20 protein-coding genes and 1 other RNA gene are annotated in these 15,969 nt (G+C 67.6%); 10 read left to right on the top strand and 11 right to left on the bottom strand.

Going from position 1 to position 15,969, the window contains the following annotated elements:
• Positions 1-8: 8 nt before the first annotated feature.
• Both ACODSL_RS01045 and ACODSL_RS01040 read left to right on the top strand, forming a co-directional pair.
• Positions 9-599, top strand: a complete 591-nt coding sequence (locus tag ACODSL_RS01045; RefSeq protein ID WP_488898768.1) for a YceI family protein — start codon at positions 9-11, stop codon at positions 597-599.
• A gap of 9 nt (positions 600-608) precedes the next feature.
• Positions 609-1,175, top strand: coding sequence for a nucleoside 2-deoxyribosyltransferase (locus ACODSL_RS01040; RefSeq protein WP_488898767.1), 567 nt, complete (start codon positions 609-611; stop codon positions 1,173-1,175).
• 18 nt (positions 1,176-1,193) lie between these two features.
• Here the strand turns inward: ACODSL_RS01040 and ACODSL_RS01035 are convergent, their stop codons facing one another.
• The gene (locus ACODSL_RS01035) at positions 1,194-1,943 is read right to left on the bottom strand and encodes a tRNA1(Val) (adenine(37)-N6)-methyltransferase (protein ID WP_488898766.1); all 750 of its coding nucleotides are present in this window, start codon (positions 1,941-1,943) and stop codon (positions 1,194-1,196) included.
• Between the two features lie 96 nt (positions 1,944-2,039).
• Here ACODSL_RS01035 and ACODSL_RS01030 point away from each other — a divergent pair, with 96 nt between their 5' ends.
• Positions 2,040-3,050: a polyprenyl synthetase family protein gene (locus ACODSL_RS01030; RefSeq protein WP_488898765.1), complete on the top strand. Its 1,011-nt coding sequence runs from the start codon at positions 2,040-2,042 to the stop codon at positions 3,048-3,050.
• Positions 3,051-3,060: 10 nt separating this feature from the next.
• Complete coding sequence (locus ACODSL_RS01025) at positions 3,061-4,008, top strand: glycosyltransferase family 9 protein (protein ID WP_488898764.1); 948 nt, start codon at positions 3,061-3,063, stop codon at positions 4,006-4,008.
• On the opposite strand, the gene ACODSL_RS01020 is transcribed toward ACODSL_RS01025, so the two are convergent.
• The gene (locus tag ACODSL_RS01020; protein WP_488898763.1) at positions 3,995-4,447 is read right to left on the bottom strand and encodes a GNAT family N-acetyltransferase; all 453 of its coding nucleotides are present in this window, start codon (positions 4,445-4,447) and stop codon (positions 3,995-3,997) included. The genes ACODSL_RS01025 and ACODSL_RS01020 overlap by 14 nt on opposite strands.
• 33 nt (positions 4,448-4,480) lie before the next feature.
• Here ACODSL_RS01020 and ACODSL_RS01015 point away from each other — a divergent pair, with 33 nt between their 5' ends.
• Positions 4,481-4,879 carry a YccF domain-containing protein gene (locus ACODSL_RS01015; protein ID WP_488898762.1) on the top strand — a complete coding sequence of 133 codons (399 nt, stop codon included), beginning with the start codon at positions 4,481-4,483 and terminating at the stop codon, positions 4,877-4,879.
• A gap of 128 nt (positions 4,880-5,007) precedes the next feature.
• Here the strand turns inward: ACODSL_RS01015 and ACODSL_RS01010 are convergent, their stop codons facing one another.
• Complete coding sequence (locus ACODSL_RS01010) at positions 5,008-5,760, bottom strand: AAA family ATPase (protein WP_488898761.1); 753 nt, start codon at positions 5,758-5,760, stop codon at positions 5,008-5,010.
• 43 nt (positions 5,761-5,803) lie between these two features.
• Positions 5,804-7,195 carry a class II fumarate hydratase gene (gene fumC, locus ACODSL_RS01005; protein ID WP_488898760.1) on the bottom strand — a complete coding sequence of 464 codons (1,392 nt, stop codon included), beginning with the start codon at positions 7,193-7,195 and terminating at the stop codon, positions 5,804-5,806.
• 121 nt (positions 7,196-7,316) lie between these two features.
• Between fumC and ACODSL_RS01000 the strand changes: the two genes are divergently transcribed.
• The 3 genes from ACODSL_RS01000 to ACODSL_RS00990 are packed head-to-tail and all read left to right on the top strand — an operon-like array spanning position 7,317 to position 8,394.
• Complete coding sequence (locus tag ACODSL_RS01000; RefSeq protein ID WP_488898759.1) at positions 7,317-7,577, top strand: type II toxin-antitoxin system Phd/YefM family antitoxin; 261 nt, start codon at positions 7,317-7,319, stop codon at positions 7,575-7,577.
• 2 nt (positions 7,578-7,579) lie between these two features.
• Complete coding sequence (locus ACODSL_RS00995) at positions 7,580-7,993, top strand: type II toxin-antitoxin system VapC family toxin (RefSeq protein ID WP_488898758.1); 414 nt, start codon at positions 7,580-7,582, stop codon at positions 7,991-7,993.
• Positions 7,990-8,394, top strand: coding sequence for a RusA family crossover junction endodeoxyribonuclease (locus ACODSL_RS00990; protein ID WP_488898757.1), 405 nt, complete (start codon positions 7,990-7,992; stop codon positions 8,392-8,394). Before ACODSL_RS00995 ends, ACODSL_RS00990 begins: the two co-directional genes overlap by 4 nt.
• On the opposite strand, the gene ACODSL_RS00985 is transcribed toward ACODSL_RS00990, so the two are convergent.
• The 6 genes from ACODSL_RS00985 to ACODSL_RS00960 all read right to left on the bottom strand — a co-directional run bounded on the left by ACODSL_RS00985 (position 8,318) and on the right by ACODSL_RS00960 (position 13,624).
• The gene (locus tag ACODSL_RS00985) at positions 8,318-8,662 is read right to left on the bottom strand and encodes a DUF5367 family protein (RefSeq protein WP_488898756.1); all 345 of its coding nucleotides are present in this window, start codon (positions 8,660-8,662) and stop codon (positions 8,318-8,320) included. The genes ACODSL_RS00990 and ACODSL_RS00985 overlap by 77 nt on opposite strands.
• Positions 8,663-8,801: 139 nt before the next feature.
• Positions 8,802-10,679 carry a serine hydrolase domain-containing protein gene (locus tag ACODSL_RS00980; protein ID WP_488898755.1) on the bottom strand — a complete coding sequence of 626 codons (1,878 nt, stop codon included), beginning with the start codon at positions 10,677-10,679 and terminating at the stop codon, positions 8,802-8,804.
• Between the two features lie 227 nt (positions 10,680-10,906).
• Positions 10,907-11,707 (bottom strand): C13 family peptidase, encoded by an 801-nt coding sequence (locus tag ACODSL_RS00975; RefSeq protein WP_488898754.1) that lies wholly within the window; start codon positions 11,705-11,707, stop codon positions 10,907-10,909.
• Between the two features lie 5 nt (positions 11,708-11,712).
• On the bottom strand, positions 11,713-12,180 hold the full coding sequence (locus tag ACODSL_RS00970) for a PaaI family thioesterase (RefSeq protein ID WP_488898753.1): 468 nt from the start codon (positions 12,178-12,180) through the stop codon (positions 11,713-11,715).
• A 7-nt stretch (positions 12,181-12,187) separates the two neighbouring features.
• The gene (locus tag ACODSL_RS00965) at positions 12,188-12,679 is read right to left on the bottom strand and encodes an SspB family protein (protein ID WP_488898752.1); all 492 of its coding nucleotides are present in this window, start codon (positions 12,677-12,679) and stop codon (positions 12,188-12,190) included.
• A gap of 78 nt (positions 12,680-12,757) precedes the next feature.
• Positions 12,758-13,624 carry a LysR substrate-binding domain-containing protein gene (locus tag ACODSL_RS00960; protein WP_488898751.1) on the bottom strand — a complete coding sequence of 289 codons (867 nt, stop codon included), beginning with the start codon at positions 13,622-13,624 and terminating at the stop codon, positions 12,758-12,760.
• Positions 13,625-13,746: 122 nt separating this feature from the next.
• On the opposite strand from ACODSL_RS00960, the gene ACODSL_RS00955 reads away from it, so the two are divergent.
• Positions 13,747-14,736 carry a sodium-dependent bicarbonate transport family permease gene (locus tag ACODSL_RS00955; protein ID WP_488898750.1) on the top strand — a complete coding sequence of 330 codons (990 nt, stop codon included), beginning with the start codon at positions 13,747-13,749 and terminating at the stop codon, positions 14,734-14,736.
• A gap of 21 nt (positions 14,737-14,757) precedes the next feature.
• Here ACODSL_RS00955 and ssrA read toward each other — a convergent pair.
• Positions 14,758-15,121: a transfer-messenger RNA gene (gene ssrA, locus ACODSL_RS00950) on the bottom strand.
• A gap of 93 nt (positions 15,122-15,214) precedes the next feature.
• Here ssrA and ACODSL_RS00945 point away from each other — a divergent pair.
• On the top strand, positions 15,215-15,880 hold the full coding sequence (locus ACODSL_RS00945) for an aquaporin (protein ID WP_488898749.1): 666 nt from the start codon (positions 15,215-15,217) through the stop codon (positions 15,878-15,880).
• Positions 15,881-15,969 lie beyond the last annotated feature (89 nt).

Here is a 15,969-nt window from a genome sequence, read left to right as displayed (position 1 = left end):
CCGTCGCCATGAAACGCCTGATCCTTGCCGCCGCCCTGGCCCTGACCGCCGCGCCGGCCCTGGCCGCCCCGGTGGCCTACGCCATCGATCCCAGCCACACCCAGACGACCTTCATGGTCGACCGGTTCGGCTTCACGACGGTCTTCGGGGCGTTCACCACCGCGTCCGGAACGATCTGGATCGACGAGGCCAGCCCGGCCAGCTCCCGCGTCGAAGCCCAGGTGACGACCGCCAGCCTCTACGCCGGCGACGCCACCCGGGAGGAGCATGTCCGCGGCGAGCGTTGGCTGAACGCCGTCGCCAGTCCGACCATCACCTTCAAGTCGACCAAGGTCCTGACGACCGGTCCGGACACGGCCGACGTCACCGGCGATTTCACGCTCAACGGCGTGACGAAGCCGGTGACCTTCAAGGTCAAGCTCAACAAGATCGGCAAGGCCCCCGGCTCCGGCAAGCCGTCGGCCGGCTTCACCATCACAGGTTCCGTGCACCGCCGTGACTTCAACGTCGGGGCCGCCGTGCCGGCCGGCCTGATCGGTGAGGACGTGCCGATCCGCATCGAGGTCCTGGCGGTTGCGTCCGCGCCCGCCGCGCCCTAGCTGGAGCGCATGAGACGCATCGAGAATATCTACCTTGCGGGACCTGAAGTCTGGTTTCCCAATGTCGGGTCGCATTTCGCCATGCGCCAGGCCATGTGCGAGAACGCGGGCTTCAGCCTGCTGCAGGCCGATACCGGGGCCCTTCGCGAGATGGAGCCGGGTGAGGTCATGGCGCGCGAGATCTACGCGGAGCGGGTGGCGCGCATGCGCCGCGCTGACGCCGCCATCGTCAATCTGACCCCCTGGCGCGGACCGGGAGCGGACACGGGCGCGGCGTTCGAGGCCGGGTTCCTGTCGGGCCTGGGCAAGCCCGTCTGGGCCTACATGAACATTAGCTATGAGCACGACGCCGAGTACCGCGACCGGGTCGACGCCCACATCGGCGCCCAGCTCGACGAGGATGGCGTCTGGCGCGACGGGGAGGGGTGCCTGATCGAGGATTTCGGTCTGCCCGAGACCCTGATGCTGTGGGCCGAGGCGCGCCGGCTGTTCGTCATCGTGACGCCCGACACGCTGGGCGACGTCACCGGGCTCCAGCTTTGTCTGGAAGCGGTGCGGGCCTACGCGGACGACTAGGAGGAGGGGGAGGTTCCCTCAGCCCCAACCCAGTTCGGCCTCACCCCGAAGGATCGCCTCGGCCTCCGCGGAGTGCTTTCCGCCCCCCTGATCGTGCAGTACCAGGGGCGGCAGCAAAACCAGCGGCGCCTTGCCGGTCTTGATCGCCCGGACCAGAACGCGCTTCGCCGGCGCGTCGGCGAAGGGCTGAACAGGTCGAACGCGGAACGAACCCGCCTTGCCGCCAAGCAGCGACAGAAGGTCGCCCAGCCGGTCGGCGCGGTGGATGACCGTGATCGTTCCGCCTTCGCGGACGGCCTTGAGCAGAAAGCCCGTCCAGGCGGCGAGACCGCCGTCGGCCATCCAGGCGCCGCTCTTTTCCTGGGCTGGCGCACGCAGGTCGTCGGGATCATCGAAAAACGGCGGATTGGCCATCACGGCGTCGAAGACCGGCAGGCCGAGTGACCGGAAACCGTCCTGGACATCGCCGCCGACAATGCTGACCCGTTTGTCAAACCCGTTCAGGGTAACGTTTTCTCTCGCCAGCGCTGCAGCCGTCGCATCGCGTTCCACACCGGTGAACACGGCTTCCGGGCGCCGGAATGCCGCTGCCAGCAGCGCCCCGCCTGCGCCACAGCCGGCCTCCAGGACCCGCGCGTTCGGTACGGCGTCGCAGGCAGCCGCCAACAGCGCTGCGTCCATGCCAGCGCGGTAGCCACGCGCCGCCTGACGCAGCAAAACCCGTCCGTCCAGCAGACGATTGTCCGTCACATTGCTCTGGTCAGACATCTCGGCCTTGCCCTCGCCCTTTCCCTGACCTATCCCGCCCCATAGGCATCCCGCAACGGCGCTGGGCCGATGCGTTGGGATGAAGGAGCGCAGGTGTTGGACGCAGCAAATGCGGCCGTGGCCCGTCCGACGGGCTCCGTCGACGGACTGGTGGAGCTGGCGTCCCAGGACATGAAGGGCGTCAACGCCCTGATCTCTGCCCGCATGCAGAGCCCGGTATCCGTGATTCCCGCGCTTGCCGATCACCTGATCAATGCGGGCGGCAAGCGCCTGCGGCCGCTTCTGACGGTCGCGACTGCGCGGCTGGTCGGGGCCGTCGATGATTCCTGCCTCAAGCTGGCGGCGGCGGTCGAGTTCATCCACACCGCCACGCTGCTGCATGACGACGTGATCGATTCCTCCCAGCTGCGCCGGGGCAAGGTCGCCGCGCACCTGATCTGGGGCGCGCCGTCGAGCGTCCTGGTCGGCGACTATCTGTTCGCACGGGCCTTCGAGCTCATGGTCGAAGCCGGGTCGCTGACGGCGCTCGACATCCTGGCCAAGGCCTCCGGCGTGATTTCCGAGGGCGAGGTTCTGCAGCTGACGCGGGCGCACGACCTGAACCTGTCGCAGGACGTCTATCTCGAGATCATCCGCGCCAAGACCGCCGAACTGTTCGCCGCGGCCGCCGAGGCCGGCGCGGTCAGCGCCGGCGCTTCCGACGAGATGCGCCGGTCGATGCGGTCCTATGGGCTGAACCTGGGCCTGGCCTTCCAGCTGGTCGACGACGCGCTGGATTACGGCGGCACGACCGAGGCGCTGGGCAAGAACGCCGGCGACGACTTCCGGGAAGGCAAGGCGACCCTGCCGCTGCTGCTGGCGATCGCCCGCACCGGCGAAGCCGAAGCCGCATTCTGGGAGCGGACGATCGGCCGTCGCGAACAGACGGACGAGGACTTCCGCCGGGCGCGAGAGCTGATTCTGCGCACCGGCGCCGCCGAGGCGACGCTCGATCTGGCGCACCAGTTCGCTGAACAGGCCAAGACCGCCCTGGCGAAGACAGACCGCAACGCCTGGCGCGCGGCGCTTGAGGATCTCGCTGATTTCGCCGTCAGCCGCCGGACCTGACGGGCGCGCCGTGACGGGCGAACGCATCCTCGTCATCAAGCTTTCGGCCCTGGGCGACTTCGTCCAGGCCAGCGGTCCGATGAAGGCCATCCGCACCGCCCATCCGGGCGCCCACCTCACATTGCTGACGACCCGGCCCTATGTCGCCATGGGCAAGGCGACTGGCTGGTTCGACGCGATCTGGGACGACGGCCGGCCCGACTGGACCGACCTCCCGGCGGTCTGGCGGTTGCTGCGCCGGTTGCGGCAGGCGCGGTTCGACCGGGTCTATGACCTGCAGACCCAGAGCCGGACGATCCGTTACTTTCAGCTGCTCTGGCCGCGCCGACCGCTGTGGTCCGGCAACGCGCCGGGTGCGGCGTTCGCCTATACCGGGCCCGACCGCGACCGCCTGCACATCCAGGACTCCCAGCGCAACCAGCTGGCCATCGCCGGGATCACGTCGGTCGGGCCTCCGGACATCAGCTGGCTGACCGGGGATGCGGCGAAGTTCGCGCTGCCGCCGGCTTACGCGCTGCTCGCGCCGGGCGGGGCGCCCCATCGGCCGGCGAAACGCTGGCCCGCTGAACGGTTCGCGGTGCTGGCGCGAGCGTTGCTGGAGCAGGGCGTCACGCCCGTCGTGCTGGGGCATGGCGAAGACGAAGCCGCGCTGGCCGGGGTCATCGTCGCCGGCGCACCGGGGGCGATCAGCCTCGTCGGCCGGACAGCCCTGGGCGACATCGCCGAACTGGGGCGCGGCGCGGCGTTGTCGGTCGGCAATGACACCGGACCGATGCACCTGGCCGTCGCGGCGGGCAGTCCAGCGGTCGTGCTGTTCTCGCGCGACAGCAATCCCGACCTCAGCGCGCCACGGCCGATCCGGCCGGAGCAGCCGGTGGAGATTCTGCGTGAGCCGGACCTGGCGGATCTGGATGTCGAACGGGTAGTGGCGGCGGTCAGGGCGATCAGGAGCCGCTAACCTCCAGTCTCGCCGCGTGGGTAATCCCTGGCCAATCGACGGCTTCAAATCCCATCGCCTCCCAGAACGGCGCGGCGGCGGCGGAGGCGGCGGCGTTGAGTGTGAGCAGCGGTGCGGTCTGGAAGCCCTGCTGCATCATGGCGCCGGCCAGGGCGCGGGCGATGCCGCCGCGCCGGTATCCCGGCTGCACATACAGCCGGCGCATGCGCATGGCCGGCTCAGCCAGTGATGGTTCCGCCGTCACCCCTCCGATTCCGGCAAGGCTGCCTTCGACCATGGCGGCGAACAAGGCCCCGCCCTCGACCGCGAACGGATCGGCCTCGGAGCCGACCTCGGCCGCCAGCATGGCCATGTTGCGCACGCCTTCCGCAGCCGCCTCGGCCAACATGACGTCGAATCCATGCGGCAGGCCCTCGAAAAGTCGTACGATGGTCACCACGTCAGACCTCTTGGTGTTTCCGGGACCCCGCTCATGCGCCTGCTGCTCAACATCCTGTGGTTTATCTTCGGCGGCTGGCTGAGCGGTCTGCTCTGGCTGCTGGGTGGCCTGGTGCTGGCCCTGACCATCGTCGGCCTGCCGTACACTGCGGCCGCGTGGCGCATCGCCGGCTTCGCCTTCTGGCCGTTCGGCAAGGAGATTGTCTCACGCGAGATCATCACCGGCGAGCACGACATCGGCACCGGTCCGCTGGGCTTCGTGCTGAACGTGATCTGGTTCCTGTTCGCCGGCTGGTACATCGCCCTGTCGCACGTCGTTGCGGCCTTCTTCGAGGCGATCACCATCATCGGCCTGCCGTTCGCCTTCAAGGACCTGCAATTGGCCCAGATCGCCTTCGCGCCGGTCGGCAAGATCGTGGTGGAGAAGCGGTAACAGGTCCTCCCCATCGGGGGAGGTGGCGCTGCGGAGCCCTGGCGACGTAGTGAAGGAGGGGGTCCGCTCCGGTCTCGGGGGACCCCCTCAGTCCGCTTGGCGGACAGCTCCCCCAAGAGGGAAGCATCTTATCGCGGTTCCGGCCCCTCGTCCTCTTCCAGCAGGATCCTGAGGAACGACTCCCGGCGATTGAGGAAGTTACGGGTCACGCTGTAGTGCTCGGTGTCCTCGTATTCGACCCGCTCCAGCCCGTGCTCCGAGGCCTGGTAGATCCAGGCGTCCGGGTAACCGAGGATGATTGGCGAATGGGTGGCGATGATCAGCTGCGAGCGGGCCAGCACCAGCTGGTGCAGCTTGGCGATGAAGGCCAGCTGGCGCTGCGGCGACAGGGCCGCTTCGGGCTCGTCCATGATGTACAGGCCGTCGCCCATCAGCCGGTTCTCGAACAGGGAGAAGAACGCCTCGCCGTGCGACTGCTCGTGTAGCGGGCGGTCGCCATAGCGGCTGCCGGCGTTCTGTTCGAGGTAGGTCGCGACGTTGAAGAAGCTCTCGGCGCGCAGGAAGAAGCCGTCATGGGCCCGCGCCTTGCCGTCGCGCACCGGCCGGATGAATTCGTGCAACGACGAGTGGCTGGCATGGGTGGCGAACCGGTGGTCCTTTGACCCGCCCTCGGCGTTGAAGCCCCAGGCCACAGCCAGGGCCTCGATCAACGTCGACTTGCCCGAGCCGTTCTCGCCGACCAGGAAGGTCACGCGCGGGTGGAACTTCAGGCTGTGCAAGCTCCGGACAACCGGCAGGTTGAACGGGTAGACGGTCTCGTCCCAGCCCTCGCGGCGCAGGAACTGCGCTTCGATCCAGTAGGGGGTGGTGAGGCCGGTCATGGCGGTTCTCGCGTCAAGCGCGGCGCAGCCTAGCCAAGGTTGTTCACCCCGGCGAGATCATCTTCTCCGGCCGCACGGCCTCGTCGAACTCTGCGTCGGTCAGGTAACCGCCGCCGACGGCTTCCTCGCGCAGGGTGGTGCCGTTCTTGTGGGCCGTCTTGGCGATCTTGGCGCAGGCGTCGTAGCCCAGCTTGCCGTTGAGGGCCGTGACCAGCATCAGCGAGTTGTCCAGGCCGCGCTTGATGTTGTCCTCGCGCGGTTCGATGCCGACGACGCAGTTGTCGGTGAAGCTGATCGCCGCGTCGGCCACGAGGCGGACCGACTGCAGGAAGTTGTAGGCCATCACCGGATTGAAGACGTTCAGTTCGAAGTGGCCGCTGGCGCCGGCGAAGGTGATCGCCGCCTGGTTCCCGAATACCTGGGTGCAGACCATGGTCAGGGCCTCGCACTGGGTCGGGTTGACCTTGCCCGGCATGATCGAGCTGCCCGGCTCGTTTTCCGGCAGGGAGAGCTCGCCGAGGCCCGAGCGCGGGCCCGAGCCGAGGAAGCGGATGTCGTTTGCGATCTTGAACAGGCTGGCGGCGACCGTATTGATCGCGCCGTGGCTGAAGACCATGGCGTCGTGGGCGGCCAGGGCCTCGAACTTGTTCGGCGCGGTGGTGAAGGCCAGGCCGGTGATGGCGGCGATCTTCTCCGCCACCAGCTCGGCGAAGCCGACGGGGGCGTTGAGGCCCGTGCCGACGGCCGTACCGCCCTGGGCCAGCTCCATCAGCGCCGGAAGGGTTTGCTCGATGCGCTGGATGCCGTTGGCGATCTGCTGGGCGTAGCCGCCGAACTCCTGGCCCAGCGTCAGCGGGGTGGCGTCCTGGGTGTGGGTGCGACCGATCTTGATGATGCCCTGCCAGGCGTCGCTCTTGGCCTTCAGGGCCGCGTGCAGGTGCTCTAGCGCCGGCAGCAGGTCGTGGACCACCTGTTCGGCGCAGGCGATGTGCATGGCCGTCGGATAGGTGTCGTTCGACGACTGGCTCATGTTGACGTGGTCGTTGGGGTGGACCGGCTTCTTGGAGCCCATCTCGCCGCCGAGCATCTCGATGGCGCGGTTCGAGATCACCTCGTTGGCGTTCATGTTCGACTGGGTGCCCGAGCCGGTCTGCCAGACGACCAGCGGGAAGTGGTCGTTCAGCTTGCCCTCGATGACCTCGTTTGCCGCCTTGACGATCGTCTCGGCGATCTTCGGTTCGAGTTTTCCCAGCGCCAGGTTGGTCTCGGCCGCCGCGCGCTTGACGATGCCGAGGGCTCGGACGACGGGCAGAGGCTGCTTTTCCCAGCCGATCTTGAAGTTGCCGAGCGAACGTTGCGACTGGGCGCCCCAGTAGCGATCGGCGGCGACCTCGATGGGGCCAAAGGTGTCGGTCTCGGTGCGCGTGGCGGTCATGATCTTTCCCGGCGAAACTTGCAGCGCCGGTTTAGCGCCGGGGCGCGAGACTGCAAGGCCGGGGTGGAGCCTTGGCGGTCAGGATGTTATGTTAGCCAGATAGTTGGCTAGGAACCAGGCGATGGAAGTCGGAATTTTCGAGGCCCGCAACCGGTTCTCGGAACTTGTCGAGGCCGCGGAGCGCGGCGAAGACGTGGTCATCACCCGCAGGGGGCGGCCCACCGTTCGCATCTCATCTGTTCACGAGGCAAATCGCCGAGCGGAACAGACGCTCAAAGCTCTCGCTCGCGCAGGCGAACTCCGCGAACGGGTCGCGAAGCGGCTTGGGCGATCCTTTACTCATGAAGAAATGATCGCTGCCCGTGACGAAGGTCGACGCTGACCATGCCCGCGGTCGCCGATGCGTCTTTCATCATGGGCGCGCTCGTCGAGGAGGAGCATACCGACTTCGTTGTGAAGGCTTTTCCGGACCTGGCGGTTGAGGGGCTGGTCGCGCCCGCTCTGATCATGTGGGAGGTGGCCAACATTTGCGCGATGAAGCAGCGGCGCCAACTTCTCACGGAAGACGAGGCTCACGAGGCGCTCGATCTGTTTTTCAGTCTGCCCATTGATCTCGATGCGGAGCTGGCAAGTCTTCCCGTCGGACTCGCGCTGGCTCGTCGTCATACGCTGACGGCCTACGACGCGGCTTATCTGGAATTGGCGACAAGGGTGGGCGGAGCGCTGGCAACCCTGGACAAGGCCCTTGCGCGGGCGGCCAGGGCGGAGGGACTCCTCGTGCTCTCGCCCTTCGCATGACCGACGACTGGACATCGCGGGGGAAGGTGCGCGCACGCGAAGGCGGCGGCGTTTTCGAGCTCGTGGTCGACGGCCTGACGACCCAGGCGAAATACTACAAGCCGCTGATCTACGAGTTCTTCCGCAAGGACTGGCGCGGCTCGCGGCCGAGTTGGGGCGACTTCGGCGTCGAGATCTACATGGACTACGAGGGCGATCCGCCCTGGATGGACCTCGACAACCTCGCGAAGGCGATCCTCGACGCCATCAAGGGCTATGCCTTCCACGACGATGCGCAGGTGGCCCGGCTGCTGGTCGAACGGCGGCCGGGCGACCGCGAACGGGTCACCGTGCGCGTGACACGGCTTTCTTCGCGCGGTCCAGAGCCATCCCCGCCAGCAGGGCGTCGCCCACCAGGATAAAGGCGCCGTAGCGGCCGATGCTGACAGGATCCCAGGCCGGGAAGATGTCCTTGAACAGCGCCAGCATGATCCCCGCGCCGATCAGGCCGGGAGCCGCGAAGATCGCCGCCGCCAGCAGGCGCTTGCGACGCGGCGTATGGCGCAGGCGCGTGGCGACATAGAACAGGAAGGTCACCGCCCCGCCGACGAGGAAGGCGTTGGCGGCGTAGAACCAGAAGGCCTTTTCAAGCAGGCCCGACCCGAACGCGGCGTACCAAGCGGTGGACATCACAAAGGCCGCCAGGCCCGCGAGACCAAAAGTCAGACCGTCTTCTTTTGACACGACAACCACCCCGAACCACCCGTTTCGATCCTTGGGATGCGAGGGCGGCGCCAAGAAGGTGGCCTATGGTCGCGGGCCTGAAAAGTCAGCTCGCCCAGGGCACGAGTGCGCCGCGGAAAAGCAGCACGAGGGACAGTCCGACGTAGATCAGGGTCGTTGCTGTGAAGCGCAGTTTGCGGCCCACCGTCCAGCTTTCGACCCGTCGTCCGCCGCGCCAGATGAACGGCAGGAGGACAAGCGTCACGGCCGACAGGATGGCCGCCACCAGGGCGCAGGAGGAGGCCGTCAGCATCCAGCCGCCCGGCCAGTCGAAGAAGATCGCCGAGACATCGTCCGCCTTGCCGGCCCAGATCGCCAGCGCGCCAATGGCAAGGATCCACAGGATCGACTGAGTCGTCTGCATCAGGCTCGCGCGACGTTGCATCGGCGTTTCGCGGTGGTCCTTCCGGTCGCGCATGAACAGGCCGCCAAGGGTCGAGAAGGCCGCGATCAGCGCCAGGACGGCCAGGTTCAGCAACCAGCCCTGCGTGCCGAAGAAGCCCGCCCGCTGGTACATCGCCGTTCCCGACGAGGGGTAATAGCCTATGGCGCGACCGTCTTTCAGGATGAAGGACATGCGCTTCCAGCCACCCAGCTCATGGAACCGGCCGGCGGTCCCGTCGGCGACCCAGAGCGAGGATCCGCCACCGCGACTGCTGATCTGCAGGTAGCCGGCGTCGGTCACGCCGACCCGGGTGCGGGCGTCGATCAGGCCGATGAACTGTTCGAGGCCACGATAGGAGCGGCGGGTGCTGATGAACTCGCCGGCGAAGACGCGGGCGTTCTGCTTCAGCCAGGGCGACCCGACCTCGGGCAGGGCCGGCGCCGGGCCATAGAAGCGCTGGACGATGCGTCCGGCGATCTGGCTGGTCAGACGCTCGCCCGTTTCGGAATTGGCGGCGATGAACACGCCCAGTTTCAGGTCGGGCACAACGATCATGCTCGAGCGGAACGACAGCAGCACGCCGTCGTGACCCCAGCCGGTGCGACCGCCCGGCAGCTGAAATTCACGGAACCCGTGCGCGAAGGCGGCCACGCCCGGCGCAGGCCGGGATTGCGCGCGACCAAAGCCCGCGGCCGTCGCCGGACCATAGATCTGGACGCCATCCAGCGTCCCCCCATTGAGGATCATGGTCATGTAGCGGGCCATGTCGGCGGCCGTGGTCGAGGCGCTCGCGGCCGGCGCGATATGGGAGGCGAACTCATAGGGGCGGGCGCGCCAGCCGGAGTCTGTCCACAGGAAGCCCGTGGCCAGGTCTGCCTTGAGGCTAGCCGACATCGGCGCAGGCAGGTCCTTGTGCGCCGGGTAGGGCTCGCGGAAGGTCGTGTGGGCCATGCCCAGCGGTCCGGTGATCTCACTCTCGATCAGTCGTTCGTAGGGCTTGCCCGAGACCCAGGACGCAGCCGCTCCGGCGAGCGCGGCGCCGTAGTTGGAATAGGCGGGCGCGACGCCGGGTTCGCGCACGCGGCGCGGGCGTTCCTGGCGCAGATAGACCAGCTGAGGCCGTACGCGATCCGCCTCGCGTTCGAACAGTTGTCCGAGGGCTCGATCCTCGAAGCCCGGTGAATGGCTCATCAGGTCGATGACGCGGACGGGATGGTCAAAGCCCTGGTCCCGGACCTGGACCTTCTCGGGAAGATAAAGGTTGATCGGCGCGTCGAGCCGCATCCTGCCGGCCTCGACCTCCTTCATCACGGCGATCCAGGTGAAGGTCTTGGAGATGGAGGCGACGCGGAACAGGGTCCGGTCAGGATCGACGGGCGCGACCGGCGCGAGGCGCGCGAACCCATAGCCCTTCTTGAGCACCACCTGACCGTTCTGGACGATCGACACGGTGACGCCGGGGATGTGATCGGCGGCCATGGCGTCGCGGACCAGGCCGTCGACATAGGCTTCCAGCTCGGCGGGCGGCAGACCCGCCACGCCCGGGCGAACCGGGAGCGGCGCGGCAACTGGCGCCGGGGCGAGGGGCGGAGGGGGCGAACTCTGCGCGGAACCGGCCGCCGGGGCGAGGCCAGTCAGAATGGATAAGGCAGCCGCGAGGGCGGCTTTGGCTGGCGATCGCAAGGAGATGTCCCCGGGGAAGAGTGTTCAGCCGACTTCTAGGGCGCCGGGGACGCGGGGCAAAGGCCGGTTTGCAAGCTCTGGAGTCAGGGCGCCTGCGCGCCACGCGCGCCGGTCGGGAACGGCATCATCCCCAGCCGCATGCGCAGCGCGCCGTCTATGGCCACCTGGGGCTCTGACGGCGGCGACAGCTGCATCTGGGTTTCGCGCCGGGCCACGCAGCCCTGGATCGCCGGTGCCAGGGCCGGAAAGTTGCGCACGGTTCCGACGGACTCGAGGAAACAGGCGTCGAAGAAGGGGTATTTGTCCTCGGAGCTGCAGCCGAACGAGCTGCGGTCCTTTCGGGCGGCCGTCATCACCATCCGCTGCGGCCCTTCAAGCCATGGAACGAAGACGCCGGAAAAGCAGGCGGAGATGATCACGATCGTCGGTCGGTCGGGGCAGGCCTCGGCGACCAGCGTGGCCATTTCCGACGGCGAGATCATGTACATCTTGCCCATCACGTCGAGCACCGCGCCCTCCGGAGAACCGTGCGAGGTGTAGTAGACCAGACAGCCGGCGGGGGCCTTGGCCGTGGCGGTCTTCAGGGCGTCGAGCATCGACTGGGCCGTCAGCCGTTCGGGCGCGGGATCCGTGTACCGCTCGGGATGGGTCGAGAACTGCGTCATGGCCTCGGGCCGGAAGCCCAGACTGACCAGCGTCGCGGCGACATCGCGCCGGGCGTTGTCGAAGGCTTCCGTCGGCCCGCCGTCATGGGCGCGCCAGTCGCCCGCGACGACGATCGAGGCCCAGTTGTTGAACGGGCTGGCCGGGGCGCTGGCGGCAAGGGCGGGGCCGGCGAACCAGAAGGCCAGCAATCCGATGATCGCGAGAAGCCCCCTGCGCACTGATCTCAGCCCTTGTACCGGGTGAACGGGGTCGGCATGGCGGTGCCGGTCGCCCGGGCCAGGGTGCGGCCCTCGGCGTCGCGCAATTCGCCCTCCGTGAAGGCGATGGTCTTGCCCCAGCGGACGACCCGGCCGACGCCCGTGATGGCGCCGGGCAGGGCGGGGCGGAAGAAGCTCGTCTTCATTTCGACGGTGGGCGCGACGCTGGTCATGCCCGAGGCGACCATGCAGGCGACGCTCATGCATTCATCAAGCATTGCGCAGAGGTAGCCGCCCTGGATCTGCTTCATCGGGTTGGTCAGCTGCTCGGTCGCCTCGAAGGCGACCTCGACCTCGCGGTCGGCCTGGCTGACCCGGACCATGCGGAAGCCCAGTAGTTCCGATCCCGGCGGCCGGCGTTTGGCATTGGCGAAACGGGCGAGAATGGCCTCGTCCGTCAGGCTTTGCGGTTCCTCGGAAGCGACGTCGCTCAAGCGCGCCTCACTTCTTGCGGAACTGATCAAGGGACACGACCTTCGGCCCTTCCGGAACCGGCGGCGGTGCAGGCTCGTCGGTTTCGGCAGGGTCGTCCATGCCGGCCGGTTCAACGTCGACCGGGGGCGGCTCGAACTGCAGCCCGAACTGGACATAGGGGTCGAAGAAGCGCGTCACCGCCGCATAGGGCACCGACAGCTTCTTCGGCGAGCCCCCGAACTTCAGCGTCACCGTGAAGAAGGTCTCGCCGGGCGCGAGGTCCCAGTACTGGTGCTGCAGGACGATGGTCATCTCGTCGGGGTACTTCCCCAGCAGATCGGGCGGGCCCGAGACGCCCGGGGCCTTGGTGCGGAAGCTGATATAGAAATGGTGATCGCCCGGAATGCCGCCCGGCGCGGCGGCGACCCTGAGCGCGGCCTTGACCACGCCGCGCAGCGCGTCCTGGGCCAGCGCCTCGTAGTTCATCAGGTCTTCGGGCGGTTTCTGTTGCTGGGCCATGACTCAAGACGCCTGTGTGAAGGCGAAGCCTAGCGGTTCCACGCGCGGGCGCAAAGCCTGGCCCGCGTTGAAAAGACTCTAGGCGGCGTCGCGCCGGTCCAGAGAGGTCAGGATGAAGTCCGCCAGTCTGTCAGCCGCGGGCGGCACGGCTGTCGAGGCGCGGAGCAGGGCGATCTCGGCGTCGGCGAGGACGGGCAGGCCGTCGCTCAGGACCGTTAGGTCGTTCGGCACCATTTCATGGGGCAGCACACTGACGCCGAGGCCGGCGCGGAGCGCGGCGAGCTGCCCGGACAGGGAAGGGCTCGTATAGGCGGCGCGCCAGGCGCGCCCGGCGGCCTCGAGCGCCATGATCGCGCGCTTTCGGTAGACGCAGGGAGACGGCGCCGCGATCAGGGGTGTGATCCCGTCGGTCCAGGAGTCCCCGTCGAGGCCGACCCAGACGAGGGGCTCGCGCCAGACACGGACGCCAAGATCGGGTCCGAGCGGCTCCCGCTTGACCAGGGCGATATCCAGCTCTCCGCCGCGCAGGCGATCCAGAAGGTTCAGGGTCAGGTCACAGGTCACGGACAGCGAGATCTTCGGATGGCTTCGCCCGAAGGCGGCCAGAACGCCCGGCAGATGGAGGGTGGCGAAGTCCTCCGGCGCGCCGAGCCGGACCTGTCCCTCGACATCATCCGCCGTCAGGCCGGCGAGAATCTCGTCGTTGAGCCGCAGAAGACGCCGCGCCTGGGGCAGGAACGCCTCGCCCTGCTCCGTGAGCGCCACATGCCTTGGATTGCGGGACAACAAGGCCTGGCCGACCTGGTCTTCCAGTCGTCGAATCTGAAGGCTGATGGCCGACTGGGTGCGGCCCAGTCGTTCTCCGGCGCGCGTGAAGCTCCTCGCTTCGGCGACAGCCAGAAACGCCCGAACGAGATCAAGGTCAAGATTGGTGAGCCGGCCCATGCGATCCCATCATATCAGAACCAAATGATTGGGATGATAACAATCAAGAATGAACATTGAAAGCGGCGCCCTACATCGGCGCGCCCGGCGAACGAGCCGGGCCTCAAGCCGGAGCCGCGATCGTGTTCAATTCCCTCGCCACCGCCCTGACGTCCGGGAGCGCCAATCTGCTGCAACCGGCCGTTCTGTTCTTCCTGCTGGGAGCCATTGCGGCGCTGGCGCGGTCTGACCTGGCCCTGCCACGCGACGCCAGCAAGGCTCTGTCTCTGTTTCTGATGCTCTGCATCGGCTTTCGCGGCGGGACGGAAGCCCGGGCGCACGGACTGGACGCCGACTTCGCCACCGCAGCGGCGCTGGGGCTCGGGCTCAGCCTCCTCCTCCCGTTCCCTGCCTACGCGCTGCTGAGGCGGGCCGGCGCCGACAGGCTGACCGCTGCGGCGACGGCGGCGCACTATGGATCGGTATCGGTCGTCACGTTCGCAGCCGCCCAGACCTATCTCGCCGCCCGGGGCGCGGAGCCGGACGGGTTCATGTCGGCGGTGCTGGCGATCATGGAAACGCCGGCCATTCTCGTGGCGCTCTGGATCGCGTCGCGCTCCGGCAAGGCGACCAGGCCGGCGAAGAGCGACACCTTGCGGGAGGTGTTCTTCAACGGGGCAAGCGTTCTGCTGATCGGCAGCTTCCTAGTCGGACTGGTCACGGGCAAAGCGGGCGAGGCGCGGCTGCACGTGTTCACCGGGCCGGTGTTCCAGGACGCCCTGTGCTTCTTCCTGCTCGACCTGGGCGTCACGGCCGCCGGCCGGTGGAAGGAAGCGGGCCGGATCCCGCCCGCCATCCTGGCCCTGGGGGTCGTGCTGCCGCTTCTGGGCGCCACAGTGGGGGCCGTCCTGGCGACCCTGGCGGGTCTGTCGCCGGGCAATGCCGCCGCCCTGACCGTCCTGGCGGCGTCATCCTCCTATATCGCCGCGCCGGCGGCCATGCGGCTCGCGCTGCCGCAGGCGGACGCCGGAACCTACCTGACCCTGTCGCTGGGCGTGACGTTTCCGTTCAACCTGATGGTCGGCATTCCGCTCTACCACGCGGCCACGACGGCTATGGCAAAGATGATTTGATGTCAGCGCTGGGTCGGGAAAGGTGGAGGGGTTCTGTTGGCAGGCCCCCTCCGGGCCCCGCCTGAGGATCTGAACCCCCAGGAGTTTAGGCTGAGTGCGCTAGCACCGCATTACGCGGCGATCGCATACTCTTCAGCGAAGTTATCGTTCGCAGTTAGTTTAATGGCCCGAGACGGTGAGCCACGCCGGGACAAAGCTACGCCTTTAGACGTCTGTCGATGCTGATCGGCCCCATACTTCCGGCGATAACCCGAAGAAGGAAATGGTGGAGCCGCCGGGAATCGCACCCGGGTCCAGTCCGCTTATTACACGCGCGTTTATGTCCATAGCCCGGGCAAGCCCGAACACGCCCAATATAGGGGCGATTGGTTTCCGGGGGAAGAACCGCCTGAATTTCGTGTCTCTTCCGGGACTCACCCAAAGGGTTCAGCCTCACCGAACACCGCTCGATGAAGCGGGGGGAACGGGAGACGCTGAAATGAACAAGTTCATCGCCGAGTTTATCGGCACGCTTGTGTTGGTTCTGTTCGGGTGCGGGGCGGCTGTGCTGGGGGGGATGGAGCACGTCGGCCAGCTGGGCATCGCCCTGGCGTTCGGCTTCGCCATCGTCGCGATGGCCTATGGCATCGGGCCGGTTTCGGGATGTCACGTCAATCCGGCGGTCAGCCTGGCGGTGTTCGTCGCGGGCCGCATGTCGGTGCGGGACATGCTGGTCTACTGGGTCGCGCAGTTCGCCGGGGCCCTGGCCGGAGCCGCGATCCTGATGATGCTGGCCAAGGACGGCGCGGCCAGCGGCCTTGGCCACAACGGCTGGGGACCGGGCTATCTGGGCGAGTATTCGATGCAGGCGGCCCTGATCTTCGAGATCGTCTTCACCGCCATCTTCGTCGTCGTCATCCTCGGCGTGACCGGGGACAAGGGGCAGGGCGCGTTCGCCGGACTGGCCATCGGCATAACTCTGGCGGTGATCCACATCGTCGGCATCCAGGTGACGGGCGTGTCGGTCAATCCGGCCCGCAGCTTCGGACCGGCGGTGCTGGTCGGCGGTCAGGCGATGTCGCAGCTGTGGCTGTTCGTCGTCGCCCCGGCGATCGGCGCGCTGATCGGGGGCGGTCTGTTCCGGTTCAATCTGTTGAAGGCGTAGCGGGCTCTCCTCTCCCGGAGGGAGAGGGGGACCATGCGGAGCATGGTGGAGAGGGAGGCGCAGGTAGTGGACTATCGTCGTCCGCCAAC

The organism is Caulobacter sp. FG121 (assembly GCF_057809815.1).
This window is presented reverse-complemented; position numbering and strand designations above follow the sequence as displayed.

Bases quoted from the DNA above. Each gene is read 5' to 3' on its own strand.
- ACODSL_RS00945 (WP_488898749.1), top strand. From the start codon at position 15,215: ATGAACAAGTTCATCGCCGAGTTTATCGGCACGCTTGTGTTGGTTCTG.
- ACODSL_RS01010 (WP_488898761.1), bottom strand. From the start codon at position 5,760: ATGACCGGCCTCACCACCCCCTACTGGATCGAAGCGCAGTTCCTGCGC.
- ACODSL_RS00990 (WP_488898757.1), top strand. From the start codon at position 7,990: ATGACCGACGACTGGACATCGCGGGGGAAGGTGCGCGCACGCGAAGGC.
- ACODSL_RS01035 (WP_488898766.1), bottom strand. From the start codon at position 1,943: ATGTCTGACCAGAGCAATGTGACGGACAATCGTCTGCTGGACGGACGG.
- ACODSL_RS01000 (WP_488898759.1), top strand. From the start codon at position 7,317: ATGGAAGTCGGAATTTTCGAGGCCCGCAACCGGTTCTCGGAACTTGTC.
- ACODSL_RS00960 (WP_488898751.1), bottom strand. From the start codon at position 13,624: ATGGGCCGGCTCACCAATCTTGACCTTGATCTCGTTCGGGCGTTTCTG.
- ACODSL_RS00985 (WP_488898756.1), bottom strand. From the start codon at position 8,662: ATGTCCACCGCTTGGTACGCCGCGTTCGGGTCGGGCCTGCTTGAAAAG.
- ACODSL_RS01045 (WP_488898768.1), top strand. From the start codon at position 9: ATGAAACGCCTGATCCTTGCCGCCGCCCTGGCCCTGACCGCCGCGCCG.
- ACODSL_RS00965 (WP_488898752.1), bottom strand. From the start codon at position 12,679: ATGGCCCAGCAACAGAAACCGCCCGAAGACCTGATGAACTACGAGGCG.
- ACODSL_RS00995 (WP_488898758.1), top strand. From the start codon at position 7,580: ATGCCCGCGGTCGCCGATGCGTCTTTCATCATGGGCGCGCTCGTCGAG.
- ACODSL_RS01015 (WP_488898762.1), top strand. From the start codon at position 4,481: ATGCGCCTGCTGCTCAACATCCTGTGGTTTATCTTCGGCGGCTGGCTG.
- ACODSL_RS01040 (WP_488898767.1), top strand. From the start codon at position 609: ATGAGACGCATCGAGAATATCTACCTTGCGGGACCTGAAGTCTGGTTT.
- fumC (WP_488898760.1), bottom strand. From the start codon at position 7,195: ATGACCGCCACGCGCACCGAGACCGACACCTTTGGCCCCATCGAGGTC.